Here is a 25,406-nt window from a genome sequence, read left to right on the forward strand (position 1 = left end):
ATCGTTAATTATTTAAGATCTTTGTTGCCACATTCACCAAGTCAAAGAGACCAATGACACCATCCTCGTTAAAGTCGGCATTCTTAATGCTGTTCCAATTCTCATCTCCAACTTTGGCACCGTAATTGTGTGAAACGATTCCCAGATCGCCTACATCATAACCCGCAACATTATTAAGGATATTGGGATTGATGGTAATGATTTTCGATCCAATTGGAATACTGGTTACGTCACCTTGACCATTGGAAATAGTTCCTGATACCTTCACGAGGCTTGATCCTACAGCTGCTGTAGACTTGGTCTTCAGCTTGATGCTCAAGCCATCTGCATTGCCATTGCCTGTCGTATTGGCCAGAAGGAATCTCACTGTCCCAGCAACAGGATCGACTACAGGAGAATGAGCAAACGTTGAACTACCTAAAATAGTCGTATCGATGTAATCAAAAACAGCTGGATCATAACTTAACGTCAGATCTTGAGCATCTACATTCGTTGCTCCATTTAAATTGAATGTTAAATACGTGGTGTCAGAAAGTCCCGCCAAATAAGCACCCTTCAGCGTCGTATTCGATGCTGTACCATTGACGGTTATCGTTGCTGTCGGTTGAATAGCGGCACCAGCTACGACACCTGTCACCGTGAAAGTTCCACCCTTGGCATAGGCGAGTCCGTCTATACTACTCCATGTCACATTCACAGATGGAATGGTTCCATCGTTATAAATTGCTTGCACTGTGGAAGGCAGTACAGGAGCCTGACCTGCATTTGTGGTTGCATTTACACTTACATATCCCGTAATCGCTTTGCCGGTTACCGCAGGTTTAATGACGTTCATCACCTTATCCGGATTCAGAACATTGTGAGCCTGCTCGACAACGATCTCGCTTAAAACGATGAAGGTCGATACCTGTCTAATGTCTTTGGAAGAAGCTGCGGCATATACGACATATTGACCCGGTTCAACAACCCAAGCATCACGGGCTTCATCATAGGAAGCAAGCGATTTCGCATCCACACTGAAATTCAGCGTTTGTTTGGCATTTTGCGCCAATACATCGGTTTTAGCAAAAGCCTTCAACTCTTTAACCGGCTTATCCATGGATTTGCCTGGTGCTCCCACATACAGTTGGGCAACCTCTTTCCCGCTAACTGAGCTTGTATTCTTCACGTCAAGCGTTGCATTGAGAATACTACTCGCATTGTTGAAGTAGCCCGAGCTCAGCTGCAAATTGCTATACTCGAATGTGGAATAGTTTTTACCATAACCAAACTCATACGATACAGGCACATTGAATGTGTCGTAGTAACGATAGCCGGAATAAATGCCTTCGTTGTACACTTCGCCGCCTTGGGCGTTGGTTTGTCCGAAGTCTACGGCTGGTTGGAACGGTTTACCGTTACTTGCGTTTCCAACTACATTAATTGGGAATGTTGTCGAAAGTTTCCCCGATGGGTTAGCTGCTCCGGTAAGTACAGCCGCTACGGATCTACCTAATACTGAACCTGGCTCCCAAGCAAACAAAATGGCATCAGCTTTGTCTTTCCAGCTCTCCATTTCAACTGGAGCTCCCATATTCAGTACGACAATAAATGGTTTCCCTTGGGCACGACTTTTAGCTGAGGCTTTGCTAATTAAGTCTTGTTCTGCATCGCTTAAATAGTAGGCACCTTTAGTGGCGCCAATATCAGAACCTTCAGCAGATCCTCGTTTAATTGTCATGACCGTACTGCTTGTGTTTTTGACTAGATCATTCATTTGACTGTCTGAAATGGACATTTCATTCATGGCAGCATCACCACCCAAACCGCCAACTGCTAACACGCTGGCTACTTGTGGGAACCCCATTGTAGTTGCATCGATGACTGTACCTTTGGTGTATGCAGCATTAAGTGCTGCCGGGAGTTGTAACACTTTGGATTTGTCGATATTCGCGCTGCCGCTTCCTGCGCCGCCAGTAACCATATTGGTACTCGCATTACCGATAACCGTAATATTGCCGTTTGCGATTGGAAGAGCAGACTTGTTGTTTACGATGTTGTTCTTAAGAATGACCATACTTTCAACAGACGCTTGGAAAGCAATAGCATCGTTTTGCGCCGCATAGATATTAGGTTCTGTACTTGGCAAATCACCTTTGAAAGTTGGCGTTTTGATAATAAATTGAAGCAGTCTTGTAACCGAAGCATCTAGATCCGCCTGTGAAACAAATCCGGATGATAATCCCGTCAATACATTGGCAGCATTACCGCTTGACATGGAAAGATCCAGTCCCGCTTTTAAATTGGACGAGTTTGCGTTATTCCCTGTTTGCGCAGGCCAATAGGATGCATTACCTTGACCTCCCCAATCGGTCATAAAGTATCCTTTGAAGCCCCACTCGTTTCTCGTTACTGTTGTCAACAAATCATAGTGCGATGCAGCACTAATACCGTTAATCTGATTGTAGGAAGTCATGATTGCCCATGGTTGGGATTTTTTTACGGCAATTTCAAAACTTCTTAGCTCCATTTCACGAAGTCCTCTTTTGCTGACGGTCGTTAAACCGTTGGATCTGTTCGTTTCTTGGTTGTTAGCGGCGAAATGTTTAATTGTCGTACCCACACCTTGGGACTGAATACCGTTAACCTCCGCTGCCGCTATATTGCCGGTAAGCACCGGATCTTCGGAGAAATATTCAAAGTTTCTGCCATTCAGTGCGCTTCTGTGAAGATTCATGCCGGGAGCGAGTAAGATATCAGAACCGAAGTAATGAATTTCTTTACCAAAAGCGGTTCCAAGCTGTTCTTCAAGCGTGGTATTCCAAGTTGATGCACGTGCAGAACCATTGGGCCATTGCGTTGCATATCTGGTGGTTTGATTTCCTTGCGAATCCACTACACCCGAAGGAAGAGCGGTAATTCGTATGCCCGAAGGGCCATCCGTATTCACCGTCACCGGAATTCCTAGTCTGGTTACCCCTTTAATGGCTCCGGCAGCGCCTGGCAATTTGGAGGTTGAACCGCCGCCGCTCACCATATCCGCCTTCTCTTGATTCGTCATTTCGGCTACAACTGCAGGGATAGAGGCTTCATTGGTAAGAAGCACAAGACTAGGGTCAATCGTGTAGGTAAACGAAGCCGCTGTGCTGCTTGTAAAAGCACCCCCGCTAGCAATCGCCTTAATCGTAACCGTATTGCCTGCTGCAATGCTGTTCGTTAACGGGATTTTGCCTGTGTATAAGGTGCTTGAGGTCGTAGGCGTGCTTCCGTCAGTCGTATAGTAAATTTTGGTCCCGGTTGAAGACGAGGTCAGGGTCAATTTTGCCCCACTAGCAATATTGGCGCCTGTAGTAATATCAGCAGTAGGTGCTGCCGCCGCTGTTGCATTGATCACATAGTTGTAGGTAGCTACATCACTTGGATTTAAGCTATCTGCAACTGCAATCGCTTTCAATGTGGAAGAAGGAGAAGTAATCGATAGCGCTGCAGTGTAGAGCTTAGTCGTACCTGTCTCCGATGTGGCCGGTGTAGATCCATCCGTCGTGTAATAAATTTTTGCATTCGCGGTTGTGGTTGAAAGGGTTACGCTCTGCGTTCCGCTATAAGTTCCTGAAGCCTTGGACGCTGTCGGCTGCACGGCTTTCGAAGCTGGATCGAACGTGTAGCTGATTGAAGCTACCGCGCTGTTACTAGCTCCATACTTAGTGCCAATTGCATTAATCGTTGTTGTCGTAGATATAGGGATAGGAGTGAAATACAAACTGGTAGCCGCATTCCCAGGGGCATAGGTAGCATTGGTTACAGTTACAACTGGAGTAGAACCATCTGTGGTGTAGAAAATTTGCGCATTAGGGACAACATCGGAGAGACTCACATACACTGTTGAACCATAGGTGCCTGATGTCGGGGTTCCCGTTGGCGCCGGTACCTGATACACATCGAATTGGAGCGAGTCTATTTTATAACCATTCTTATCGTTAAAAAGAGTTATTGTATTAACGCCTGCCTGCAGATCAACATACCCGGATACGGTTCCCCAAGTCGTTGTGCCGCCTGTAGAGGGTGTATCTCCTGTGTAAAGCACGTTGCCACTGCCGTCTCTTATCGACCAAGACTTCGTATTAGCCGTTGAGGCCGCATAGCGCATAGTCACCTTATAACTTCCAGCGGTAGCTACGTCAACTAAATAACTAAGGCTATTGCCTGCAACTACGTTTGTAATATCTTTTCCGCCGCTAGCTGTAGCCTGATTTTCAATATTTGCAGTCGTGTATCCCGTTGCAGCCGTATAATTCTCTGCTTCAATCAAACCCGGGATATTTACAGCCGCTGGATCTGCTAATGCAGCCTGTTGACCAATTATTCCTGCTGAAGAAAAGGCTAGGGTCCCTACTAATAGATTGGTAGTCACCACTCGTAATGTCTTTTTAAATTTCTTTGTTTTCAATTGCCAACTCTCCTTCAACTTTTTTTGAAAAATTGCAGTGAAGCTGAATGCTTTTTCATTAAAAAAGGAGCTCTCGATTTATAAGCTTTATACACCTCCATCACGGCCTAGGTCCTACTTCTATAGTAACGTTGTCTATGTTCTATTCAAATCAGTATTCAGACCTCTCGGTTTAACTATTCAGACATTAAGAGATTCAGAAAAAAAATCTCTTACCCCCTTGTTCCAGTTACAACAGCCCGGAACAAATCGATAAGAGATTCATGTGCTATATTTATTCAGAAATTGACAGGTTGCCGGCATTGACGGAAGTCTTGCGGACTCATCTGCGTTACTTTTTTAAACATTTTCGAAAAATAAGGCAAGTTGGAATAGCCGACGGAAGTGGCGACATTACTAATTGGAATCTCTGTTTTAATTAATAATTCTTTGGCCGTCTTCATGCGCTGCTGCAAAATATATTCAGATATCGGCAACCCGGTTTCCTTTTTAAAAATACGATTTAAATAGTCTGCATTCAAGAAAACTTGTTTGGCGATATCCTCCCGTGAAATTTCATGGTTCAAATTAATGTCAATATAATGCTTGACCTTCTCAATCACGGATTGCGAATTTTCCAGTGAATCCAAGTGATCTCTAACAAACTGAATGACGGTAATTACCCATTCTCTAAGGTCAGTGACCGTTCTAATGGCTGTTACCATGGATTTCATAGCTACGGAACCCGATAAGATTTGGTGAGCTTGAAGCCCTCTAATCCTTAATGTATAGTGAATCATCTGCATGAAATCTTGATAAAGTTCATGCAATAAAGAGGGATCCAGCCTCTCGGTTAACATCCATCCATCAAAAAAATAATTGATTTCAGTCATCAGTTCTTTCGTAGAACCCAATTTTAACATTTCAAACCAAGCGTTCATATCAGGCAGCATAACCAGTACAGCACGCTTTTCCTTCTCATTTAACAGAAATACGCGATTATCTAAATTCACATTGTTCGCTTCAAGCTGGTATAAAGACTCTACCATTGCTCTAGCTTCGTATATAAATGATGAAACACCGATATAGCAGGATATATCACAATAAAAATAGAGATTGCATGATTGGATATACATCTGACATATCTTTTTTAATTGCTCGTTCTCAAAGTTGCTTCCCTCTGCACCGTCGATGAAAACAAGGATGCTGCCATCCCGTTCTTGAACGATTTGACATTCGATTCCGCTATTCGCGATAAATACTTCCTCCAACGCATTCCTGAGGGCATACTCCATAATCTTCTGTTCACGATTCGTTAATGGTTTATGCCATCGTTGTACACTGACTAATACCGGTACGAACTTGGTATCCATCGTGTAAGGAATCTCTCTCTCCTTTAATAATCGTTGCAGCTGATCTTGATTAGAGGAGATATCCTGATGAAGCAAGTCAATCCAAAAGCTTTCAACTAATCGTGGTTGATGAGTTTTCCAAAGGCGATAGGTCTTTTCGTATTTAATCGTTTCGCGTTCTTTGATGATTTTATCCTGCGCCTTCACAACAGCTTCGATTAACTCATTAAAAGGGACTGGCTTTAATAGAAAAGCATGGCTTCCCAAATGAATGGCCCTCTGCGCATATTTAAAATCGGCATGGCACGTTAAGAAAATGACTTCCACCGTAAGCCGCTGTTCGTTTATCCATTCCAGCAGTTCCAGGCCGTCTCCTTGCGGCATCTCAATGTCGCAGACCATAATATCAATATGACCGTGCTTCAGTATTTCCTTGGCTTGTCTAATATTATAAGAAACTTGAGGTTCTTCAATCGAATACTCGCCCCAATTAATTCCAGATTTCACGCAATCAATTGAATGTATATCATCATCTACCAACAATAAGTGATATGCGTTTTTCTCTGTCATTTGTTTCCTCCCGCTTGATTTTGATTAAATCGTTTGTTCTGATCCCAGACAAGGAGTTGACGCTGCTTCTCTTTAATCACCGTATCAATCCCTGCTGCCTTAAGCCTCACATTAAATTCAGGCAATTTCACCGCAGGCTCGTACGTACCGGTTTCAAGTGCATATGCATATTGTTTGAGCACACTCTTAACAGCAGCATATTCCGCTTTGACAGGAGACGAATCGAACGTAAACCCGAGTGCCTTCGATAACCTTGCGGTTTTGTTGAACACGTCCATCTTCGTCCATATATCATCGCCGTCATCTTTCCAAACATGGGAAAGGAATTGGTTGCCAACCGCCCATGATTTATACACATATCCCGTGTTGGAAGCATTGATGCCTTCTGGAAAATCAATGACGTTAGGCGCGATTTGAATGTAATGCTTCCCTTCGATGCCATTGTCCAATAAATTAATGATCCGCTCATCGGAGTAGAGCAAGTTCAAAATACTCATTGCTTTTTCCGGATTTTTGGAATTTTTATGGATCGTCATAATCGATGTATTCAATTGTTTCGTTGTCATGACAGGCTGAGAGAACGGGACGGCGACCATCGGATAGCCAGTTAATCTGGATTCTTGCTGCTCAACATTGGGCTTCAGGGGACTAAAATAAGCAAATGCCCTCCCAGCCCTGACCAGCTCGGCTGCGCTGCTTCTCTTAAACACAACATCCGGGTCAATAAAGCCGGACAAGTACCAAGTTCGTATCAAATTCAGGTCCTTGGCATATTGTTCGCTCTCATAGATATTTACAATTTTCAAATCGTTATCATATGCTGGGAGAATGCCGATGCTGTCTTCTAATTCATCATAAGTTCCAGAACGAATTCCGCCATATATGGAACCTGCATAAGGAACGAGCGGAGTTAGCCCAGGCTCTTTTTCCTTTATGGTTTGAAACACCGTTTGCAAGTCAGCGATGGATTTTATTTGCGAGGTATCTATTTTATATGTATCAACTATATCTTTGCGCATCACAATGCCATAATTGGTTGCTAAATCCCTCATGCTGGGAATTCCAAAGATCCCCCCGTTCCTTACAACGCTATTTAAAATATCAGGACCAAGCACTTTTTGAATATCTTGACCTTCTGTAGCCAGCAAATGATTCAGCGGAATAAGCTGATTTCCATCAATTAATGTATTAATCGTACTACTACCTGTCAGCATCAAATCAATTTGCCTGTTGTCAGCCGTCATCATCATCTGCTGCAGCTCGGAGGTGCTCATATAAGGCATGAATTTCACGGTAACATTCAATTTTTCTTTCGTTATTTTACTAATTTCCGTCTCAATTTCTCCCATATCTCGTTGGGTTTCCGTATAAAAGTAGAACGTAATCACACTATCCGGCGACTGCTTCATAGAGGGAGGTTGATCGGACTTCTTCTGACTCCACGTGCATCCAGCAAGCTGTACAGTCACCAGGATCAAACTAAGCACTTGCAAAGCAATACGGATCCCTCTTATTCTCATCTTTCGCCCCCCGGTTCCTAGCGTTACGTGGCAATTGGCAGAACGATTACAACGTTAGCTCCGAAATTCTCTCCGTTCGAAAAGGTTAGATTTGCTTTCTCTTGGTACAATAAATGCAATCTGCGCTGCACATTGGCAATCCCAATATGCTCGCCCTTCTCCGAATACAGTCCCTGATTTTTCTGCAACCGGCTTAATACATCAAGAGGGAAGCCCTTGCCGCTATCTTGAATTTGCAGTTGAATAGATGGCGTTGCCCCCTCAATTTGACGAATAGTAATCGCTAGTTGAATCGGTTCGTCTAAGGTTACTGCATGCTTGATCGTATTCTCGACAAAAGTCTGAATAACAAGCGGAGGTACTTTACACGTGTTCAAATCTTCAGGCACGGAGATGTCGAACGACAAATGATTCGGGAACCTCAATGCTTGTATTTTCAAATAGTTCCGGGTATGGTTGATTTCATCTTTTAACGAAACAAACGTCAAATCCGTTCGAAACATAAATCTTAAATATTGTACAAGACTGCGCGATATTTCCATAATGAGTTCGTATTTCTGCACTTGCGCAAGATTATACATGACATTAAGCGAGTTAAGAAAAAAATGCGGGTTCATTTGAAGCTGTAAATGCTTAAGCTCTTCCTTTTGTTTCTGTAATTGTTCCTCATACACATTTATTTTCAAATCTTGAATTTGTGAAACCATTTGATTGAACGTCCGATTCATTAACACAAATTCATCGGATGATGATTGATACGTAACGGCTACATTTAGATTGCCCATCTGCACAACTTTCATGGCTTTAACGAGTTTGTTAATCGGGTATAGGAGCACTTTTCTTAAAAAGAAAATGAAAATGACTAAACTTACCACCCAGCCGAGCGCAATAAACGTTAATACGCGCTGCCAATAAGGTAACTTTTCCAAAATACTGCTATCAGGTATCCAGGCCAGCAAGCTGAATTTACCCTTATGTGATTGTTGTCCTACGACCAAAAACTTCTCTTTTTCCCCCGTCATCATATACTCATCAACATCATACTGAATCTGAATGCCATGAGATTGAAAAAAATTCGTTTCTTCCATTGGCTCAAGTTGATCAGTCACAAATAATGCCTTGCCCTGCTTGCCCAGATCAATAAAATCAGTCGGCACCATGATCCTTTGGGCACTTGTCCAAGCGCCAAGATAGACATTCCCTTTTTTTACAATATGATACAAATAATAATTGCTGTTTAATTTTATAACGTGCCATTGATCATAACGATATTCGGGGTCCGGCTTGCTTTGAAGCTGCATCAAAATATTTTTCAGCTCGCCCTTTATCGTTTCACGTTCGTTGAAGTTATATCTAAGCAAAGAAGTTGTGACTAGATCATTGTTAATTGCTGAATAGAAGAATAAAGAATCCGTTATTTTATAGTTGTTGCTATCCGTTGAAAGTTTGTTAAACAATTGGACCTTAGCTGTATAGTATAGCTGGCTATCATTGTTAATAGGGTGCTCCAGCCTCAAGAAATCCGGCTCAGTCGATAGCGTGTTGTATAAGTATTTATCAACTTCATCTAAATTACGATCAATTTGGCCCATATATAAATTAATGGTATGTAAATTAGATTGAAAAACTTGCTTGCGCACGACTTGAATGGCGTACTGATTATTCGTAATCAGCAAAATGATCAACGGAAAAGTCGTAATTAAAAAGCCAAAAATCAGCTTCGAGCGTAAAGATTTAAAATGGGATCTTAAAGAAAGCTTCATTTTAGACCCCCTCACCCTGATGTTTGAAATGATTATGCTATGATACTAATATATTATCTGAACTCTATTCAAAACACACTAAAAAATACTGCTGCAAAACTTAGAAATCATCACCAAAACTTATATGGCTACAAAAGAAAAAAGCCGCCATAAGCGACTTTGTCAGACTCCTCTGAAACTGTTTCGGTATTCTCTTGGCGTTACGCCTACTTTTTTGCGGAAACTAAAACTAAAATAGTTGGCATCGGAGTAACCGACCTTTTCCGCAATCTCCAAAGCTCTCATATCGGTTGTACGCAGCAGCACCATTCCAGCTTCCAACCTAATATCGTTCAAATAATTAACAAAGGTCATCTTCGTCTCTTTCTTGAAAATGCTGCTAAAATAGCCTGTACTTATATGAAGGTGGCTGCATACTTTATTTATGGAAATATCACCTAAATGATAGTGTTTTTTGGTATACTCTTTAGCTCTATCGACTAGATTCGTAAAAGTGGACTGACGTTTTGCGGCGATATGGTTCTTCACATTAATGCAAATTTCCGTCAACCAAATCCTGGCTTCCTCCATGGTGGTGAAATTAGATATTTGGGTAAAAGGTACAAACGCCTCGCCCAAAACCACTTCAATATCCAGGTTTAAATCTTTGGCCGCTTTCAGGATGCAGGTTAATATTTCGAGCATATAAATTTGATAGTCCTGAACCGGATCTCCTGCCTCGACACCTCGAAAAACCTTGTTGATTTCCTCTTCGATTTCTTGATTTGTCCCTGCCTTAATATAACGTGTTAATTCAATCTCTCTGAGTTCGTCAAAACGAATCTTTTCAATCTTTTCCATGTCTGTTCACCACATCCTCCATACAAATCATATGATTACATCTTCTAGTTGAGTGTAATCCTTTGAACTTTTTTACTATTTTAGTATGAGAGGAAGGGCTTTCAAATCAGTATTCAGACTTTTGGATGTAACGATTCAGACTTTTAGACTTTTGGTCATAAAGAAAAAAGGCTGGCAGGAATACTATCCTGCGCAACCTTTTATAAAAATGCTTATTTGGCGTTCGATTTACTGAAGAGATCCAAAACACGTTTAATAATGACGGCCGCTTCGGCTCTTGTCGCAGTGGCTTTAGGCACAAATTCGCCCTCGGAGCGTCCATTCACAGCGCCTAATAAGCTTAAGCCGTTTACAGCTTCCTTCGCATAATCAGCAATGGAATCGTAGTCTGTGAAAGCACTAGATGCAGCCGCAGCAGGCAATGCCACTTTTTGTTCCTTAAGTGCGTTATAAATCATAACGCATAAATCTTGCCGGGTTATTTGATTATCCGGTCCAAACTCGTTATTTCCGATTCCTTCTACAAGTCCCAATGAAGTTGCGATATCGACAAATGATTTAAACCAAGCATCCTCAGGAACGTCACTAAACGTTAGCGCGTCGCCATTGCTTTTAAAATCAAAAGCTTTCACAATCATTTTCAGAAACTCTGCTCTTGTTACATGGCTTGACGGGTCAAATACGCCATTTTCTTTGCCGTTGATAATGCCTTTTTCCACTAGGTCTGCAATCGCATTCTGTGCCCAGCTAGGGATTTGAACGGCATCCTTGAATTTTTCTTTCAGAACTTCAGCAGCCGTTTTGTCGGAAGAAGAACCTTTTCCACCCTCTGTCGAAGGTTTGTCTTTCGGCACTTCTTCTTTAACAGGTTCGCTCGGAGTTGTCGATGTGTCTCCACCGCCGCTTCCGCCATCGCCACTTCCTCCATCGCTATCGCTGCCGCCGGAAGCAGGAGTTCCATATACGAAAGATGCCGTAGCCCCTTGTTTAGCAGCAGAATCATTCAGCACAAAATTGTTGGAGGTATTTCCAATAATGACATTGAATTTACTATTCGCATTAACCGTCCAGCCTTTACCGCCGCCGTAAGAAACGTTGGACGTTGTTTCCGTTCCCGACAGCTGGTTATTAAATCCATCATCATAATATTGCAGGTCGCTTAATTTAATTGTAAAAGACAGCGTTTGTACGGCACCCGGTGCAAGTTCAACTTTTTGGTAACCGCGAAGATCTTTCATCGGACGGCCTTCAGAAGCAAAGTTATCCATGCCGATGTACAACTGAGCGACTTCCTTACCTTTGACGTTGCCAACGTTTTTAACATCGACGGTCGCCGTTATCGTGTCATTCGCCTTGTTTTTATCGAATACTTGTTTGTTAAGCTTTAGGTTGCTGAACTCGAATTTCGAATAACTTAAACCAAATCCGAATGGATACGCCACTTTAGAGTCATAATCAGCCTTCGTCGCATACTTGCTATCGAACCATCTGTAGCCAACCAGTACGCCTTCATCATAAAATACAGGATTTGTTCCCCAGCCGCCGTTAGTCGTACCCACGTTAGCAGCATTTCCTGAATTAGCCGCCATGTTGAATCCTGTGCGAGTCGGAAGCGCTTTGGAGGCCTCAATGGACGGGCTGTTCTCAAAATGCGTAGTAAACGTTTGAGTTAATTTGCCTGAAGGGTTAACGGCACCTGAAAGAACATCGGTAATGGCATGCCCGCCTTCTTGACCAGGCAGCCAAGAAACAAGGATCGCATCTGCATATTGATTAACAAGAGTCGTATCAAGCGCAGCACCGATATTTAAAATAACAATCAATTTTTTATTCGCATTATGGAAGGCAGTTGCATAGGCAACTAGAGCCTTCTGTTCTTCATCAGTGAGTATGTAACCGTCGTTTCCGGTTAGGGCGTTGTCCGCGCCTTCGCCCGTTTGACGGCTCACAACGAAGATGCCATAATTTGTGCTGCCTGCAAGAGCAGCGGCTCTATTTTCTAACGTAGCCTGATTAAATGCACCTGTGTAGGTTAAATTAATGCCCGTTACTCTGTTCGAAGTATACGTGTAGCTTAACGATTTGGTATAACCGGCTGCTTCTTTAATATCTTTAACGCTGCCAGCATTGGCAACCGTGAAAGATTCTTGAAGCGCTTTTTCAAGCGAAACAACTGAAGCATTCGTAGGATCGAAGTAAACGCCGGCACTACCGCCTCCGCGTGCTACGATGTCTGAAGCCGTTACGCCATTATCGCCAAAACCTCCGCGACCCTTCAAATTTGCGCTTGTAACTAAACCAACCTTAGATTGAGCTGCGAGAGGAAGAACGTTGTTGTTCTTCAATAGAACCATGGCTTCAGCTGCTGTTTTGCGTGCAAGATTGTTTGATTCCGTAAAGAGAGAGCTTTTGTAGAAATCTTGTTCTTTTTGAACAAGGTTATCTTGGATACCCCATGTGCCATATTCGCCTTTGAATGTATTGGATTTCGTAACTACATTAAGAAGGTTCATCACGTTCTGGTTGAGATACTTCACATCAAAAGCTCCGCTTTCAATCGCAGCTTTCAGTTCTGCCTTTTTAGCCGCGCTAAGGCTTGATTCGGTCAAATCGTTCTGTGCTTTTACAGTCTCAAGAATGCCTTGCGTCGCACCCCAGTCAGACATAACATAGCCGTCGAAACCGAAGTTACCTCTGAGTACGTTCGTCAGAAGCCATTCGTTATTGCAAGCATAAATGCCGTTCAAACGATTGTAGGAACACATCACAGACCAAGGTTTTGCCGATGCGGATATTTCAAAACCTTTAAGGTAAGTTTCGCGTAAAGCACGTTCGGACACGATTGAATTGCCACCGCTGCGATACGTTTCTTGCTCGTTACCAGCAAAATGCTTAATTGTAACGCCAACATTCTGAGACTGAACACCTTCCGTGTATTCACGGGCGATATGACCGGAAAGATACGGATCCTCCGAGAAATATTCGAAGTTACGGCCGCTTTGCGGGTTTCTCAAAATATTTTGCCCCGGAGCAAGCATCTCATCGACACTGTAGTATACGGCTTCCTTACCCGTTTGAACAGCAATCGCGTTCATTAATTTGTTATCCCATGATGATGCGATAGCCGTTGGAGACGTCCAGGTTGTGGCTTTATAGCCCATACGAACACCGGCAGGCCCGTCTGAGAGCGTTAATGGAGCAATGCCCATCGACATCAATCGACGGCTTGTATAAGTACCGCCTGCACCGCCTGAGTTTTTAATCGCCGTGCCGTCGGCAACCGAACCTGATGTTCCGCCGATCAGATTAATCTTCTCGTCCAGCGTCAACTGTGCAATAACTTGTTGAATCAAGTCTTTTTTCTGAGCCTCAGTCCATGTGCCCGTTTTGAGTGCAAGCAGCGATTTGAGCGTAGGATCTACTTTGTAAGTCAATTCTACGACATCGCTGTCAGCCATATTGTAACTTCCTTTAGCCACAGCTTTAATTCTCGTTGTTTGAGTTGGTTGAATCGGGATTGGCGTTGAATAAACGGAGGAAGAACCGGTAGGAACTGCTGGTTCTGTTCCATCTGTTGTCATGGTGTAGTAAACCGTTGTTCCTGCCGCACTTGTGAGACTAGCCGTGGTTGGGAAATAGGTATCGTTTGCATAGGCACCCGCTTTGCTATCCGTTGGAACGGCAAGTTTGAATGCCAGCGTATGCGTGTATACGGGAGAATACTCCAAACCGTTATACGCAACTATTTTTAACGTTACAGGTGAAGGACGATTCGCTGCTGGAGCTGCAACAATTTGTCTATTGGTGGGAACAAGCGTCGAACTTCCCGTTGGCGTTGTACCGTCCAGAGTGTAATACATAGGCAGCCCATTTGCCGTTGCATCCGCAGTGAGCGTAACCGTTGTGCCTGATATGGTTGTAGTGCCGTTATTCGCATAACCTGTAATCGTAGGTTGAACGGCTGGAGTGGAAGCAGCAGGCATCACACCGGGCGTAGTTGTTACTCCTGAAGCAGCCGAAAAGCTGCCGTCAGATCCTGTGACACGGTAATCGTACTTTCCGCCAGCCGTGACGCTTGTATCATTATACGCACTAGCGACTAAGTCACCATTCAATACGGCATATTCGGTGTCAGCAGCGCCATTCGTTTTTCTTTCGATTTTATAATGAACATTTGCAAGCGAATTCCAAGAGACTGTAATTTGCAGCGGGTTATACGTGGTAGCGGTTACAGTCGGAGCATTTAATGACCAGAGCGCAGAAAGATTCAAGTCCGCATTAAGTACACTCGAGCTTCCTGGCGTATAGCTTGTACCGGAGCCATTTGGAGCCGTATTCCATTTCACAAAGGTATGATTGGTGTAAGTAATTCCCGCAACCGTATTGGCCAGAATCGTATAAGCAGACACGCCGTCAGTCGTTTCTGATTTCGCGCCGGATCCCCCATTTGCGGAGTAGTTAATCGTATACCCGGCAGCCATAGCATTCATAGGTGCTACACTTAGCACCATCAAAATAGCCAAGAGCATCGATATCATGGGTTTATTTCTTTTCATTTTCGGGCCCTCCATCTAGTTGATATTCTTATCATTTATGTTCCTTCTGAGAAGCACTTCTTTCCGCTTCAATCAGGCTGTTCACCTCCCCACCCAATATATAAAAATAACTAATTATCTAAAATAGAAAATACTGCGCTTCTATAACTATTCTGATAAAAATATACGAATTGCGCCTTGGATCCATGTCCCCAGTCATTTCTATGACTTATGGGGGCAGCCCTTTGTGCAGGTATGCTTCTACGGCCAAAATAAAGGGAAAAATCCCCTCTAATTTGACTGCAGAAGCTTGTCAGGTCCATTTAACAGGAAAAACTCCCTCTATTCGACCGGATTTCGTGAGAATCTACGAGATCGGGTCAAATTAACGGGAGTTTTTCCTTATATTTCCTTGCGAGGTCGTCTTTCGGGCAATTTAGAGGGGGATTTTCCAGTTATCTTCCTCCACCTTTTTCGCATAGCTTGCAGCTACTTCTTTTTCAAAAGAAATCTGTAAATTAATAGTCCTATTAAGAGTGTAATTGAAAGATAAATAATTGAATTTGTTATAAATATGGACCAAACTACCCTCATTAACTTCCCTCCAATAGAAGCCTCATATCTTCACATCCATAATAACCATATTTTATCATAAAACCTATTAAATCAAACGAAATTAGACAAGTGCCTCTTAGATGATTCAGTGATGAAGGCATTTCCCTTAATACGTGTTGCACCTCGTCTAGAATTACGAACCAACTTTTTTTACTGGAATTATGCCCCAAATCCAACCAATTGAGCAAACCACACATTGACAGCCAACTTGTTTTCCAGTAAAGTTAAACATATAAATTAGTATCTGGTACTAATACTAGGTAATAAAAAAGGAGAGATTCTCATGTCGCTATCGAATCCCTTGCCCGCCCGTATCTCCGCTATAGGCAGCTACGTGCCTTCGCATATTTTAAGCAACGCCGATCTGGAAAAAATGGTGGAAACGAATGATGAATGGATCGTGCAGCGCACCGGCATGCGGGAACGCAGAATCGCCGCCCCCGACCAATTCACAAGCCATTTATGTATAGCTGCCGTGCAAAATATGCTGGACCGTTATCCGGAAGCGCTGAGCGGCGTGGAACTGATCATTGTCACCACCCATACGCCTGACCTGCCCTCAACGCCGGTCTCTTGTATGGTTCAAGCTCATTTCGGCCTCCCTGCTGTCGGCACCTATGATCTCAACGCCACCTGCGCAGGGTTTGCCTATGCGCTCCATACGGCAAGCGGACTGATCGCGGCTGGCCTGCACCGCAAAATTCTGGTCGTCGGCGGAGATTCGATGTCGAAAATCACAGACTATACCGACCGGTCGACCTGCATTCTGTTCGGCGACGGCGCCGGGGCCGTGGTCGTGGAGCGCGAGGATGAACGGCCGGCTTTCCTAGCCCATCATTTTGGCTCGGACGGCTCCGGCGGCAAGCATGTGTACCGCACCGGGCTGGCTTCGCAGTGGCAGGATATACCGCTAACAGGCAACGGCAAGCTCGTCCAAAACGGACGCGAAGTATATAAATTCGCGGTGTCCACGGTTCCGGACGGCATCGAGCAGTTGCTGGCCAAGAGTGGACTATCGCAGACAGCCATCGATTGGTTTGTCCCGCACAGCGCCAACCTGCGGATCATTCAATCGATCTGTGAAAAAAGCGAAATTCCTTTTGAGAAAGCATTATACAGCCTTGAATATTACGGCAATACGTCAGCGGCTTCCATTCCGCTCGCGCTTGATTTAGGGGTCAAAGAAGGCAAAGTGCAAACGGGCGACACACTCTTGCTTTATGGCTTTGGTGCTGGACTTACGCACGCCGGGATCATTTTGCGCTGGGGATAAGTTAAGGCAAATTGCCGTGACAGGCTAAACAAAGGAGGCGGCAGCCTGCCTATGCAGACGCTTCAAGCTGCCGCCCCTTGCTTAAGAGGCCGAATAGTGATGGTCGAAGCCTTGTTCAAAGCCTTTGTGAAAACCATCCATATAGCCTCTGTCGTATCCGTTGTCAAAGCCCTTGTCGAAGCCTCCTTGATGTGTGAGGAGCTCTTTGGCGGGGCGCCTTTTCTTTCTCAGGAGGGCTTTCTTACCGCGAAGCGGCTTCGTTTTCCTGAGAAGCTTGCCTTTCAGCCTTCTGCGTACTACAGCCTTCACTCTCATAGATTCCTGACTCCTTTACACGTTATTCGCTTTGATGATGGCGGGAGCAATGAGCGGAAGCGCGGTTGCAAACCGGTGCAGCTCATCCCAGCCAACATGCGTTTGGTGGCGCAGATCCATATTCCAGTATCTTAGCGACCACTCATTAATGAAACGATGCAGCTTGCCGCCTTTAACTTGATAGATGGTATTTCCTTCGCTTCGGACCAGCGCACCCTCGTGATAAACACCGTCGACGCAAGCTCCCTGTGCAAGCGCCGCAAGCTTGCTCTGCACCTCATGATGCGGCAGGGAATGACCCATAGGCCAGCTGCGCAGGTCAACTTGGGAGACACGGCTGGCAGACAAGTGATGCGCCTCCCCCTCGATCGGGTGGCGGCGGCCGTTCTCAATCCAATACAGCCTTGATGATACGCCTCGGACGACAATATGGCTCGGATAGAAGTCATTCATCGCCGCGCTGCCGCCATCCAGCTTTTGCCGAACCTCATGCAGCAAGCTGTGGGACTCGCCCCATTTTCGAGCGTAGAATTCCAGGTTTCTTCCATATACCTCTTCAAAACGTTGTTCACCCAGCGCTTTAATGGTGACGCTGCCGACATGATGGATGAAGGTATCCTTGGCAATAACGAGCTCTAATCCCATCATCCGCGCCCGCAAGCCGAAATCGTCATCCTCGCAATTTCCGATCTCAAATCCTTCGTCCAAATACCCAAGCCGCTCAAAACCCCCGCGACGCATGAGTACACAGAAGCCCGTTAATCTGGTGCTGACATGCCATTTATCGGCGTTCGACTGGTTAAAGGCTGCGGCAAAACGATGCATTTCCTCCGTAGACGCGTAGGTCGTCTCCAGCAGTTGCTCGCCGCTTATATAATTCGTCATGGGTCCCACCAGGCCGAATTTCTCGCTGCTGTATAAGCAGGCCAGCATATTTTTCAGCCAATCCTTGGTCACAATGGTATCGTTGTTCAAGAACAGCAGGTTGGCGCCGCGGGCCATCCGCAGCCCTTGGTTCGTCCCTCCGGCAAAGCCGAGATTGGAGGTCAGTATCCGGTAGCGGATTTTCCCGGTTAATTCTTTCAGATACTGAGCCGTATCATCCGTTGACGCATTATCGATAACGATGATTTCGAAGGGCTCCGGCGTATGCTCGTAGATGCTCTCGATGCAATTCTGAAGATGTTGGCGTTGAGCATTCGTCGTAACGATGATGATGCTTGTTCCTTGGAAGTTCGAGGGCGCTGCTCCTGCTTCCCAACCAAGCTGATAAGCGTAATCGTGCGCGCTGTCATAGGCCAAATTAAAACCTTCATTGTAGCCGCGATTATAGCTTGCTGTGGATAGGGACAGGACGTTTCCCCGGTTTCCCATTTTGCTCAGCTTAGCGTACTTGCCTTTGCTTTTTCTGCTGAATTTACGCGATTTGCCCGCGAGCAGCCGGACAGCTCGTTTGCTTGCTGTTCTCATCGGTAAGGAGCCTCCCCTCTCACGATTGAATTCGCCAAATGCCCGAAGTCGATCGCTACTTTCCCCATGTTCGACGCAATCCACTCCGAAATAACGACAGCCGAGATCCCTGCGGAAACAAGGGCAATGTCGAAATCGTAGCCGGCGATGTTGTCTTTAATATGCGGAATGTCCTTCACACCGAGAACCGGCGTAATCTCGCCAACAATATTCACCCCGTGCGCGCGCAGCACTTCGGCCAAATGAGGAGCCAAATTGCCGACCAGCAGCACCTTTCTGCCCTGTGTAATTCGCGACAAGTAGCCCTCGTGATAGAGATAGTAATTCACTAGGGAGTCCGTCATGACAAGCTCGCGGTAGTTAATATTTTCTGCTTTAAACACCGCAAACGCGAGCGGCTGGAAATTGCGTACCCGCAGCTTCGGAATGCCTATCACGCTAGCCCGGCGAATCGATTGCACCAGCTCCGCTTTAATCGCCAGGTCCGGTACATCTACGCCAGCATACGAGAGAAACGGGCCTTCCTGCTTAATCTGTTCAATCGGTAAAATCGTTTCCTGCGCCAGGGTCAGCAGCTCGCCATCCCCTAACCGCGCGAGGGAAAACGGCGTTCTTGCGTCAAGTGCGGCGACGATTCTCTCCCCCAGCTCCCTTGCTGAAAGCAGGTGATAAATGTGCGGCCGCAAATGTTCCACGCCGGCAGCGACAACTTGCTCGATCGTGATATCGGGCAGGATTTGGTAGTCTGGCAGCAAGCTATCCACAATGGCATCGCCCCCTGCATGCTTCCCATCCCTGTAGCCTTTATCGAAGCCTCTGTCAAAACCTTCATTATAGCCTTGATCGTACATAGATCCTCTTTCAACCGGCACGGGCTGGAGCGGCGGGAGCAGCGGAACCCGTCTCCGCTTCCTTTTTAACCGTATAGAAACAGGGAAACCTTTGCCTTTGCGCTTGCGGGACCGTTTGCTTCTCCGAAATGAGATGATTTTGACCAGCTTTTTAGCGCTTTGTTTCTTCGTTAGGGGCAGCATGCGTTCACCCGCCTTTTTGCGTTATCGTTAACAATTCATTCAATCGATTGCGGTACGTGTGATCCTTCAACGTCCGTGCCATTCCACGCAAGGCGATGTGCTGCCGCTCTTCTTCATGCGCTAGATAGTACTCGATTTTCTGGATAAGCTCCTGCGGGGAGCTGAACGTATCGAGCTCTTCGCCAGGCTTATAGAAATTCGTCAGTTCGTCACGGACATCCGTTAACTGCAAAGTTCCGGACGCTGTAATATCAAATAGCCGTGGATTCGGCGAGAAAGCCGGAATTTGCCTGCTGTTGCTGTTATGGGAAACATCGTCCGTGGCCCGGTGCAGATTGATGACGATTTTCGCCCCGTGATAATACTTCATCGTGTCCTGCGGACTCAGCCAGTAGCCTTGAATCTTCGAAGACAGCTTATTGTAGGAGCTCAACCGGTCCCACCAGTAGCCGTTAATCATGAAATCCTTGTCTTGCAGATAGTCGGCCATTTCATCGATGAAAGCAACCCTGTTCCAGAAAGCTGTGCCTATAAAACATATATCTTTGCGGAAATTCGTCGGCACATAGTCCAGCTTTACCCTATCAGGATGAATACCGAACGGCAAATAATGCACATTCGCACAGCCCATAGACTTGTAAGGCTCTACGCAGCTTTTCTCCAGTGTGAACACATAGTCAAAATGGGGCACGAGTCCCATCGATTGATCCGAATGGTAGGGATCGTCCGGCAGCCAGATCGCGGTGCGAATGCCCTGTGCCCGAATCGCCTGCACGACATCTCCCGGCACCGATTGGCCAATCGCATCGAGTACGAGCACAAGATCCGGTCTTGCCTCCTGTGCAATCTGAACAATGGGATCGGCCGGATTGACGACGATAACTTCTCTGACCATATCCCGCAGACTGGCTTCGATACCTTCATCCATCGCTGCATAGGGCAGCCCGTTAGCCCTTACGTACATCACCTTCAAATTCCAGATAAGGCCGCGTTCCTGAGGAATGTCCCGCATCAAGCTTTGGCAGCGGCCCATGTGGAACCCGTGAGACCAGCCTTTTCCATAGCCTTGGTGGCTGCCCATTGTCCATTCTTCCTTGTAACGAGACAGGGAGACGACAGGCTGGAGCTTAACTTTCCGCACTCTCCGATCACGCTTCCTCTTCCTGTTCGGCGATCGCAGCGGCAATTTTCTCGCTCTCACCGGCTGCTTCGTCTTCGCTCTCACAGCTCTTAATGCACTCATTCCTTCTCGCCTCCGCTGATGTTGACATGTCCTTTGAGCTGCAAATATTGTGCCAATGCGCTTTGCCAGCTCTTCATCGGATAAATGCGATTCAATTTGCTGTTGTCCAGCACACTGTATAAAGGTCTGCGGACTTTAGCCGCATACGCGCTGTTCAGGATCGGTGTCGTTTCGCAGGCAATACCGCAAATCGCGAACGTCTCCGCCGCCAGTTCATACCAGCTGCAAGCACCTTCGCCCGAGCAATGATAAACACCGTATGCCGTAATCTCTTGTTCTAGGAAAGCCCGCACCATTTCAGCCACGTCCCGCGTATGTGTAGGTGACATGATGACATCCTGAACAACGGAAATCGGCTTCCCCTGCTTCGAGAGCCGAATCATCGTTTCCACGAAATTCCCGCCCTTCCCGCTGGCCCCGGCTTCTCCAAACAGCGAAGATACACGGAAAATAAAGTAGGTATCCAAATATGCTGCGATCGCTTCTTCTCCCGCAGCTTTGCTGCTGCCATAGGCATTCAGCGGACTTACCCGGTCTTCCTCGGTATAAGGCGCTTGTTTGCTGCCGTCAAACACATAATCTGTGCTGAAATGGATGAAAAGCGTTTTATTCTGCTTACAATAAGCCGCCATGCGCAAAACGGCGATTGAATTAATAACGAGCGCCTTGAGCGGATCGGCTTCGCATTGCTCCGTATTGTGAAACGCCGTACAGTTAATGAGCACGTCAATGCGGCCAAGCTTTTCAAGAACCGGAATGATGATTTCCGTATTCTCCACGTTCAGCATCTCACGCGTTATCGTGATAACCTCGAACTGGCTATTCTCCTTCAATGCCCGATGGATGTCGGAGCCCAGTTGGCCTTTAGCGCCTAGCAGCGCGATGCGTTTCATTATTCCCTCGATCCTTGAATATCCAAAATACCGCCATACAGCGTGGCATCCTGAATAATCTTGTGCCATTTGATGAGCTCGCTGTACCAGTCCAGCGTAATCGTTTGATCCATGCTCGGCACTTCACCCGCCGCCAGAGCGTTATAAATTTCTAATGCTCCCTGCGCAGCCGTCCATTGGCCTTTCCATCCCAGCGCCTTCTCGATTTTGTCGAAGCTGACGCGATAGGATCGGTGATCTGGCGCGCCATACCAGGCAATGGTAACCGGCTTGGGGATGACCCCTGTGATCTCCTCTGCCAATTTTCCGAGCTGATAGTTGTTGCTGTCCGAGCCCACGTTGTAAATTTGACCGTTGATGACTCCGGCATCCGCCTCCAGCAGCAAGCACATGACATCGGTTGTATCCTGAACATGAACGAACGGTCTCCACTGAGAACCGTCTCTCATTAAGGGAATAACCCCTTTCTGATAAGCGCCCAGCGCCATCCCGTTAATGGCTAAATCGAAGCGAAGGCGAGGAGAATGGCCGTAGACGGTTGCTTGGCGAATAACAACGGCCGTGAAGAGGGAATCGGCTAATGGCAGCACGCCTTGTTCCGCCATTTCGTTGGCTTTGGCATACGTCGTCAGCGGATTCGTAGGAGAAGTTTCATCGACGATCACGTCAGGGGCTTGAAAGCCGTATAAGGAGCAGGAAGACGGAAGAATGTATCGTTTCACGCCAAGCTTCTTCGCTTTATGCGCCGTGCTCACGCGAGAAATATGGTTAATTTGGTACGTTGCTTCCTGAAACAATTCACCGCTGGGATCGTTGGAAATCGCCACAAGGTCAATGACTGCATAAACGTCGGCAAAGGCTTCCTCCTTCAGACGGCGGGAGTCCTCCTTGATCATGACGAGATTCGGATGCTGTGACGGGAGCTTATCGGTACCGAAAAAAAAGCGGTCGACCGCTTTCACGGCATAGCCTTTATCCAGCAGCTTCGGTACCAGCACACTGCCGATATAGCCGCCCGCTCCCGTAACCAAGATGGTTTTCATGATAAGTCCCCTCCATAAACAAAGTTATTCTCCGCTTGCGCAAGCGCAGGCTGCTGACGATCCCTTTCGGACAAAATCGGTTGCGAGATCGGCCAAGCGATGCCAAGATCCGGATCGTCCCAAGCAATGCCACGGTCATGCTCAGGCGAATAATAATCATCCACTTTATAGAGCAGCTGCGTGTTCGGAACTAATGTGCAGGCGCCATGGGCAAAGCCCTTCGGAACTAAAATTTGGCGTTTGTTGTCCGCGCTCAAAATGACGCCGACCCACTCTCCGAAAGTGGGGGAGCCTTTGCGGATATCGACGACAACGTCATAAACAGCACCGGATACTACACGAACGAGCTTGGTTAGCGCTTTGGGCTCTAATTGATAGTGCAGACCACGAAGAACGCCCGCTTCTACCGACAAGGAATGATTATCTTGAATAAAGGCATGGTGAATGCCTGCGTTTGCCAACGTTTGCTGGTTATAGCTTTCCATAAAAAATCCGCGATGATCACCATGCGCTTTCGGTTCGAGCACCACGACCCCCGGCAGCTTGGTCGAAATCACTTTCATGAAAGGGCTCCTCCTCGTTGTTTCATAATATGATCAACCACATAGGCGGCAAACGGCATCGAGCATGTAAAAGCCGGCGATACCGCATTGAGGATATGCATGGTGCGATTGTCGCCTTCGATTACAAAATCTTGAACCAGCTCCAAGGTCTCAATATGGAGCAGCTGCGCCCTGATGCCCGGTCTTAGGAAATGGCCGAAGCCTTTGGGATCGATGTTCTTTACCATACTCATGCCTAGCCCGATGAAATAGGATTTGATATACTTGCGCATTTCCTGAAAGGCCAAACGTCTGAAATGAAACGAATTGGTGATAAAAAGCTTCAACTCATAACCGGCAATCTGCAGAAACTCCTTCAGGTTAAAGCCCTGCAGACCTTGGTAGTTTTCCCGCCAAAAGGCTGGCATCGCCGTAGGCCCGATTTTGATGCTGCCATCCACTGTTTTTGTATAATGAACCCCGAGAAAGGGGTTTTTCAAATTCGGGACAGGATAGATGTTCGTGACGACATCCGTTTTGTTTTTCGTATATTTCAAATAAATGCCTTTGAACGGAATGATTGTATACTTCTCTCCGAATCCAAAGTCATGAGCGATACTGTCCGCGTAAAGTCCCGCACAATTGATCAAATAGTTGTACTTATAAGTACCTGAGTTTGTAAAAAGGAGGTCTCCCCGATGTTTGCGATACTTCGTTAGGAAATGAAACTCGACGCCGTTCTCTGCATTTTCACGCTTCAGGGTGCGGCAAACTTCTATAGGATCGACCGACGCCGTTGTCGGTGAAAACAGAGCTTTCCTGTATGTCCTCGCATTCGGATCGATGACCGCGATTTCTTCCTCATTCATCCACTGTAACGGCACGCCGTTGATGTCTGCCCGCAGCTTCAGCTCTTCCAAGCCCGCTAGTTCGGAGGCATCCTTGGCGACAACAAGCTTGCCGCATTCATTGAGCTGCAGGCCATTTTGCTTGCAATAAGCACGCATCGCCTGATTGCCCTCTTTGGTGAATTTCGCTTTCAAGCTGTTGGCGGAATAATAGAAGCCGGCGTGCAGCACTCCGCTGTTGCGGCCGCTTGCATGCGCAGCCACATCGGACTCTTTTTCCAATATGCAAATGGTCACATCAGGCTCCCGCTTCTTCAACTCACGGGCAATGGTGAGGCCGATAATCCCCGCTCCGATAATGACGTAATCGTACTTCCTCACGTGTCATCACCGGCGTCGGGCTTAGCCGGAGCCTGCAGGTTCGGATACTCCCGCAGCTTGTCGGACGCTTCGAACCAGGACAGAAAGGTGCCGGCGTCGAACCACCACCCTGTCAGCAGATGATAGCTGAGCTTCCCCTGCTCCGCATATAAGTTGTTCACATCGGTAATCTCCATTTCGCCACGGGCAGAAGGCTCCACCGTCTTAATCAAGTCGAATACGGTGGAGTCATACATATAAATGCCGGTGACACAATAAGAAGACTGCGGATGCTCGGGCTTTTCTTCAATTCGTTTGATCAGCTCGCCGTCCATGACCGGAACCCCGTATCTTCTAGCGTCCTCCACTTCCTTCAAAAACACTTTAGCTCCCTCTGGCTGAGCTTCAAACTGATTCACATAGGGGACGAGCGAATCCTCGAACAGATTATCGCCCAGCAGCACAAGCAGTTTCTCGCCGGGATGCACGAAGTTTTCCGCAAGCTCCAAGGCATCGGCGATGCCGCCGGCTTCTTCCTGTATTTTATAAGAAATGTTAACGCCCCACTCCTTCCCGCTGCCTAAGAAATCCGTGTAGAGGGAGACGGAGTGCTTGCCCGTGATCAGCAGGATATCGGTGATTCCCGCTGCTCTCAGCTTTTCAATCCCATAATAAATCATCGGATATTTGCCGACGGGCAGAAGATGCTTGTTAATCATTTTCGTCAAGGGTCGCAGACGCGTGCCAGTTCCCCCCGCTAGAATGACTCCCTTCATAGCAACGCC

16 protein-coding genes are annotated in these 25,406 nt (G+C 46.4%); 1 reads left to right on the forward strand and 15 read right to left on the reverse strand.

The window, feature by feature from the left end:
• Window positions 1-4: 4 nt before the first annotated feature.
• From GC097_RS30520 to GC097_RS30545, 6 genes are all read right to left on the reverse strand, one after another.
• On the reverse strand, window positions 5-4,426 hold the full coding sequence (locus tag GC097_RS30520; protein WP_171687034.1) for a chitobiase/beta-hexosaminidase C-terminal domain-containing protein: 4,422 nt from the start codon (window positions 4,424-4,426) through the stop codon (window positions 5-7).
• A 278-nt stretch (window positions 4,427-4,704) separates the two neighbouring features.
• Complete coding sequence (locus GC097_RS30525; protein WP_171687035.1) at window positions 4,705-6,327, reverse strand: response regulator transcription factor; 1,623 nt, start codon at window positions 6,325-6,327, stop codon at window positions 4,705-4,707.
• Complete coding sequence (locus GC097_RS30530) at window positions 6,324-7,847, reverse strand: ABC transporter substrate-binding protein (protein WP_171687036.1); 1,524 nt, start codon at window positions 7,845-7,847, stop codon at window positions 6,324-6,326. The genes GC097_RS30525 and GC097_RS30530 overlap by 4 nt, the downstream gene beginning before the upstream one ends.
• A 23-nt stretch (window positions 7,848-7,870) precedes the next feature.
• Window positions 7,871-9,610 (reverse strand): sensor histidine kinase, encoded by a 1,740-nt coding sequence (locus GC097_RS30535; RefSeq protein ID WP_171687037.1) that lies wholly within the window; start codon window positions 9,608-9,610, stop codon window positions 7,871-7,873.
• Window positions 9,611-9,772: 162 nt separating this feature from the next.
• Window positions 9,773-10,450, reverse strand: coding sequence for a helix-turn-helix transcriptional regulator (locus GC097_RS30540; RefSeq protein ID WP_171687038.1), 678 nt, complete (start codon window positions 10,448-10,450; stop codon window positions 9,773-9,775).
• 212 nt (window positions 10,451-10,662) lie between these two features.
• On the reverse strand, window positions 10,663-15,006 hold the full coding sequence (locus GC097_RS30545) for an S-layer homology domain-containing protein (protein WP_171687039.1): 4,344 nt from the start codon (window positions 15,004-15,006) through the stop codon (window positions 10,663-10,665).
• 877 nt (window positions 15,007-15,883) lie between these two features.
• Here GC097_RS30545 and GC097_RS30550 point away from each other — a divergent pair.
• Window positions 15,884-16,873 (forward strand): ketoacyl-ACP synthase III, encoded by a 990-nt coding sequence (locus GC097_RS30550; RefSeq protein WP_171687040.1) that lies wholly within the window; start codon window positions 15,884-15,886, stop codon window positions 16,871-16,873.
• Between the two features lie 81 nt (window positions 16,874-16,954).
• Here the strand turns inward: GC097_RS30550 and GC097_RS30555 are convergent, their stop codons facing one another.
• From GC097_RS30555 to GC097_RS30595, 9 genes are read right to left on the reverse strand one after another with little or no spacing between them, the layout of a single operon-like run.
• Entirely contained in the window at window positions 16,955-17,188 is a 234-nt protein-coding gene (locus GC097_RS30555) for a hypothetical protein (RefSeq protein ID WP_171687041.1), read from the reverse strand.
• A 15-nt stretch (window positions 17,189-17,203) separates the two neighbouring features.
• Entirely contained in the window at window positions 17,204-18,658 is a 1,455-nt protein-coding gene (locus tag GC097_RS30560) for a glycosyltransferase family 2 protein (protein ID WP_171687042.1), read from the reverse strand.
• Window positions 18,655-19,692 (reverse strand): GT-D fold domain-containing protein, encoded by a 1,038-nt coding sequence (locus GC097_RS30565; RefSeq protein ID WP_246294562.1) that lies wholly within the window; start codon window positions 19,690-19,692, stop codon window positions 18,655-18,657. Before GC097_RS30565 ends, GC097_RS30560 begins: the two co-directional genes overlap by 4 nt.
• A 4-nt stretch (window positions 19,693-19,696) precedes the next feature.
• A complete protein-coding gene (locus GC097_RS30570; protein WP_171687043.1) occupies window positions 19,697-20,935 on the reverse strand; it encodes a CgeB family protein in 1,239 nt (412 codons plus the stop codon).
• Window positions 20,932-21,828 (reverse strand): dTDP-4-dehydrorhamnose reductase, encoded by an 897-nt coding sequence (rfbD, locus tag GC097_RS30575; RefSeq protein ID WP_171687044.1) that lies wholly within the window; start codon window positions 21,826-21,828, stop codon window positions 20,932-20,934. The genes GC097_RS30570 and rfbD overlap by 4 nt, the downstream gene beginning before the upstream one ends.
• Window positions 21,828-22,871 carry an NAD-dependent epimerase/dehydratase family protein gene (locus GC097_RS30580; protein WP_171687045.1) on the reverse strand — a complete coding sequence of 348 codons (1,044 nt, stop codon included), beginning with the start codon at window positions 22,869-22,871 and terminating at the stop codon, window positions 21,828-21,830. The genes rfbD and GC097_RS30580 overlap by 1 nt, the downstream gene beginning before the upstream one ends.
• Complete coding sequence (rfbC, locus tag GC097_RS30585; RefSeq protein ID WP_171687046.1) at window positions 22,868-23,434, reverse strand: dTDP-4-dehydrorhamnose 3,5-epimerase; 567 nt, start codon at window positions 23,432-23,434, stop codon at window positions 22,868-22,870. The genes GC097_RS30580 and rfbC overlap by 4 nt, the downstream gene beginning before the upstream one ends.
• The gene (gene lhgD, locus GC097_RS30590; RefSeq protein WP_171687047.1) at window positions 23,431-24,642 is read right to left on the reverse strand and encodes an L-2-hydroxyglutarate dehydrogenase; all 1,212 of its coding nucleotides are present in this window, start codon (window positions 24,640-24,642) and stop codon (window positions 23,431-23,433) included. Before lhgD ends, rfbC begins: the two co-directional genes overlap by 4 nt.
• Window positions 24,639-25,397, reverse strand: coding sequence for a sugar phosphate nucleotidyltransferase (locus tag GC097_RS30595; RefSeq protein WP_171687048.1), 759 nt, complete (start codon window positions 25,395-25,397; stop codon window positions 24,639-24,641). Before GC097_RS30595 ends, lhgD begins: the two co-directional genes overlap by 4 nt.
• Window positions 25,398-25,406 lie beyond the last annotated feature (9 nt).

It is taken from the genome of Paenibacillus planticolens, assembly GCF_013141725.1.
Taxonomy (GTDB): Bacteria; Bacillota; Bacilli; order Paenibacillales; family NBRC-103111; genus Paenibacillus_E; species Paenibacillus_E planticolens.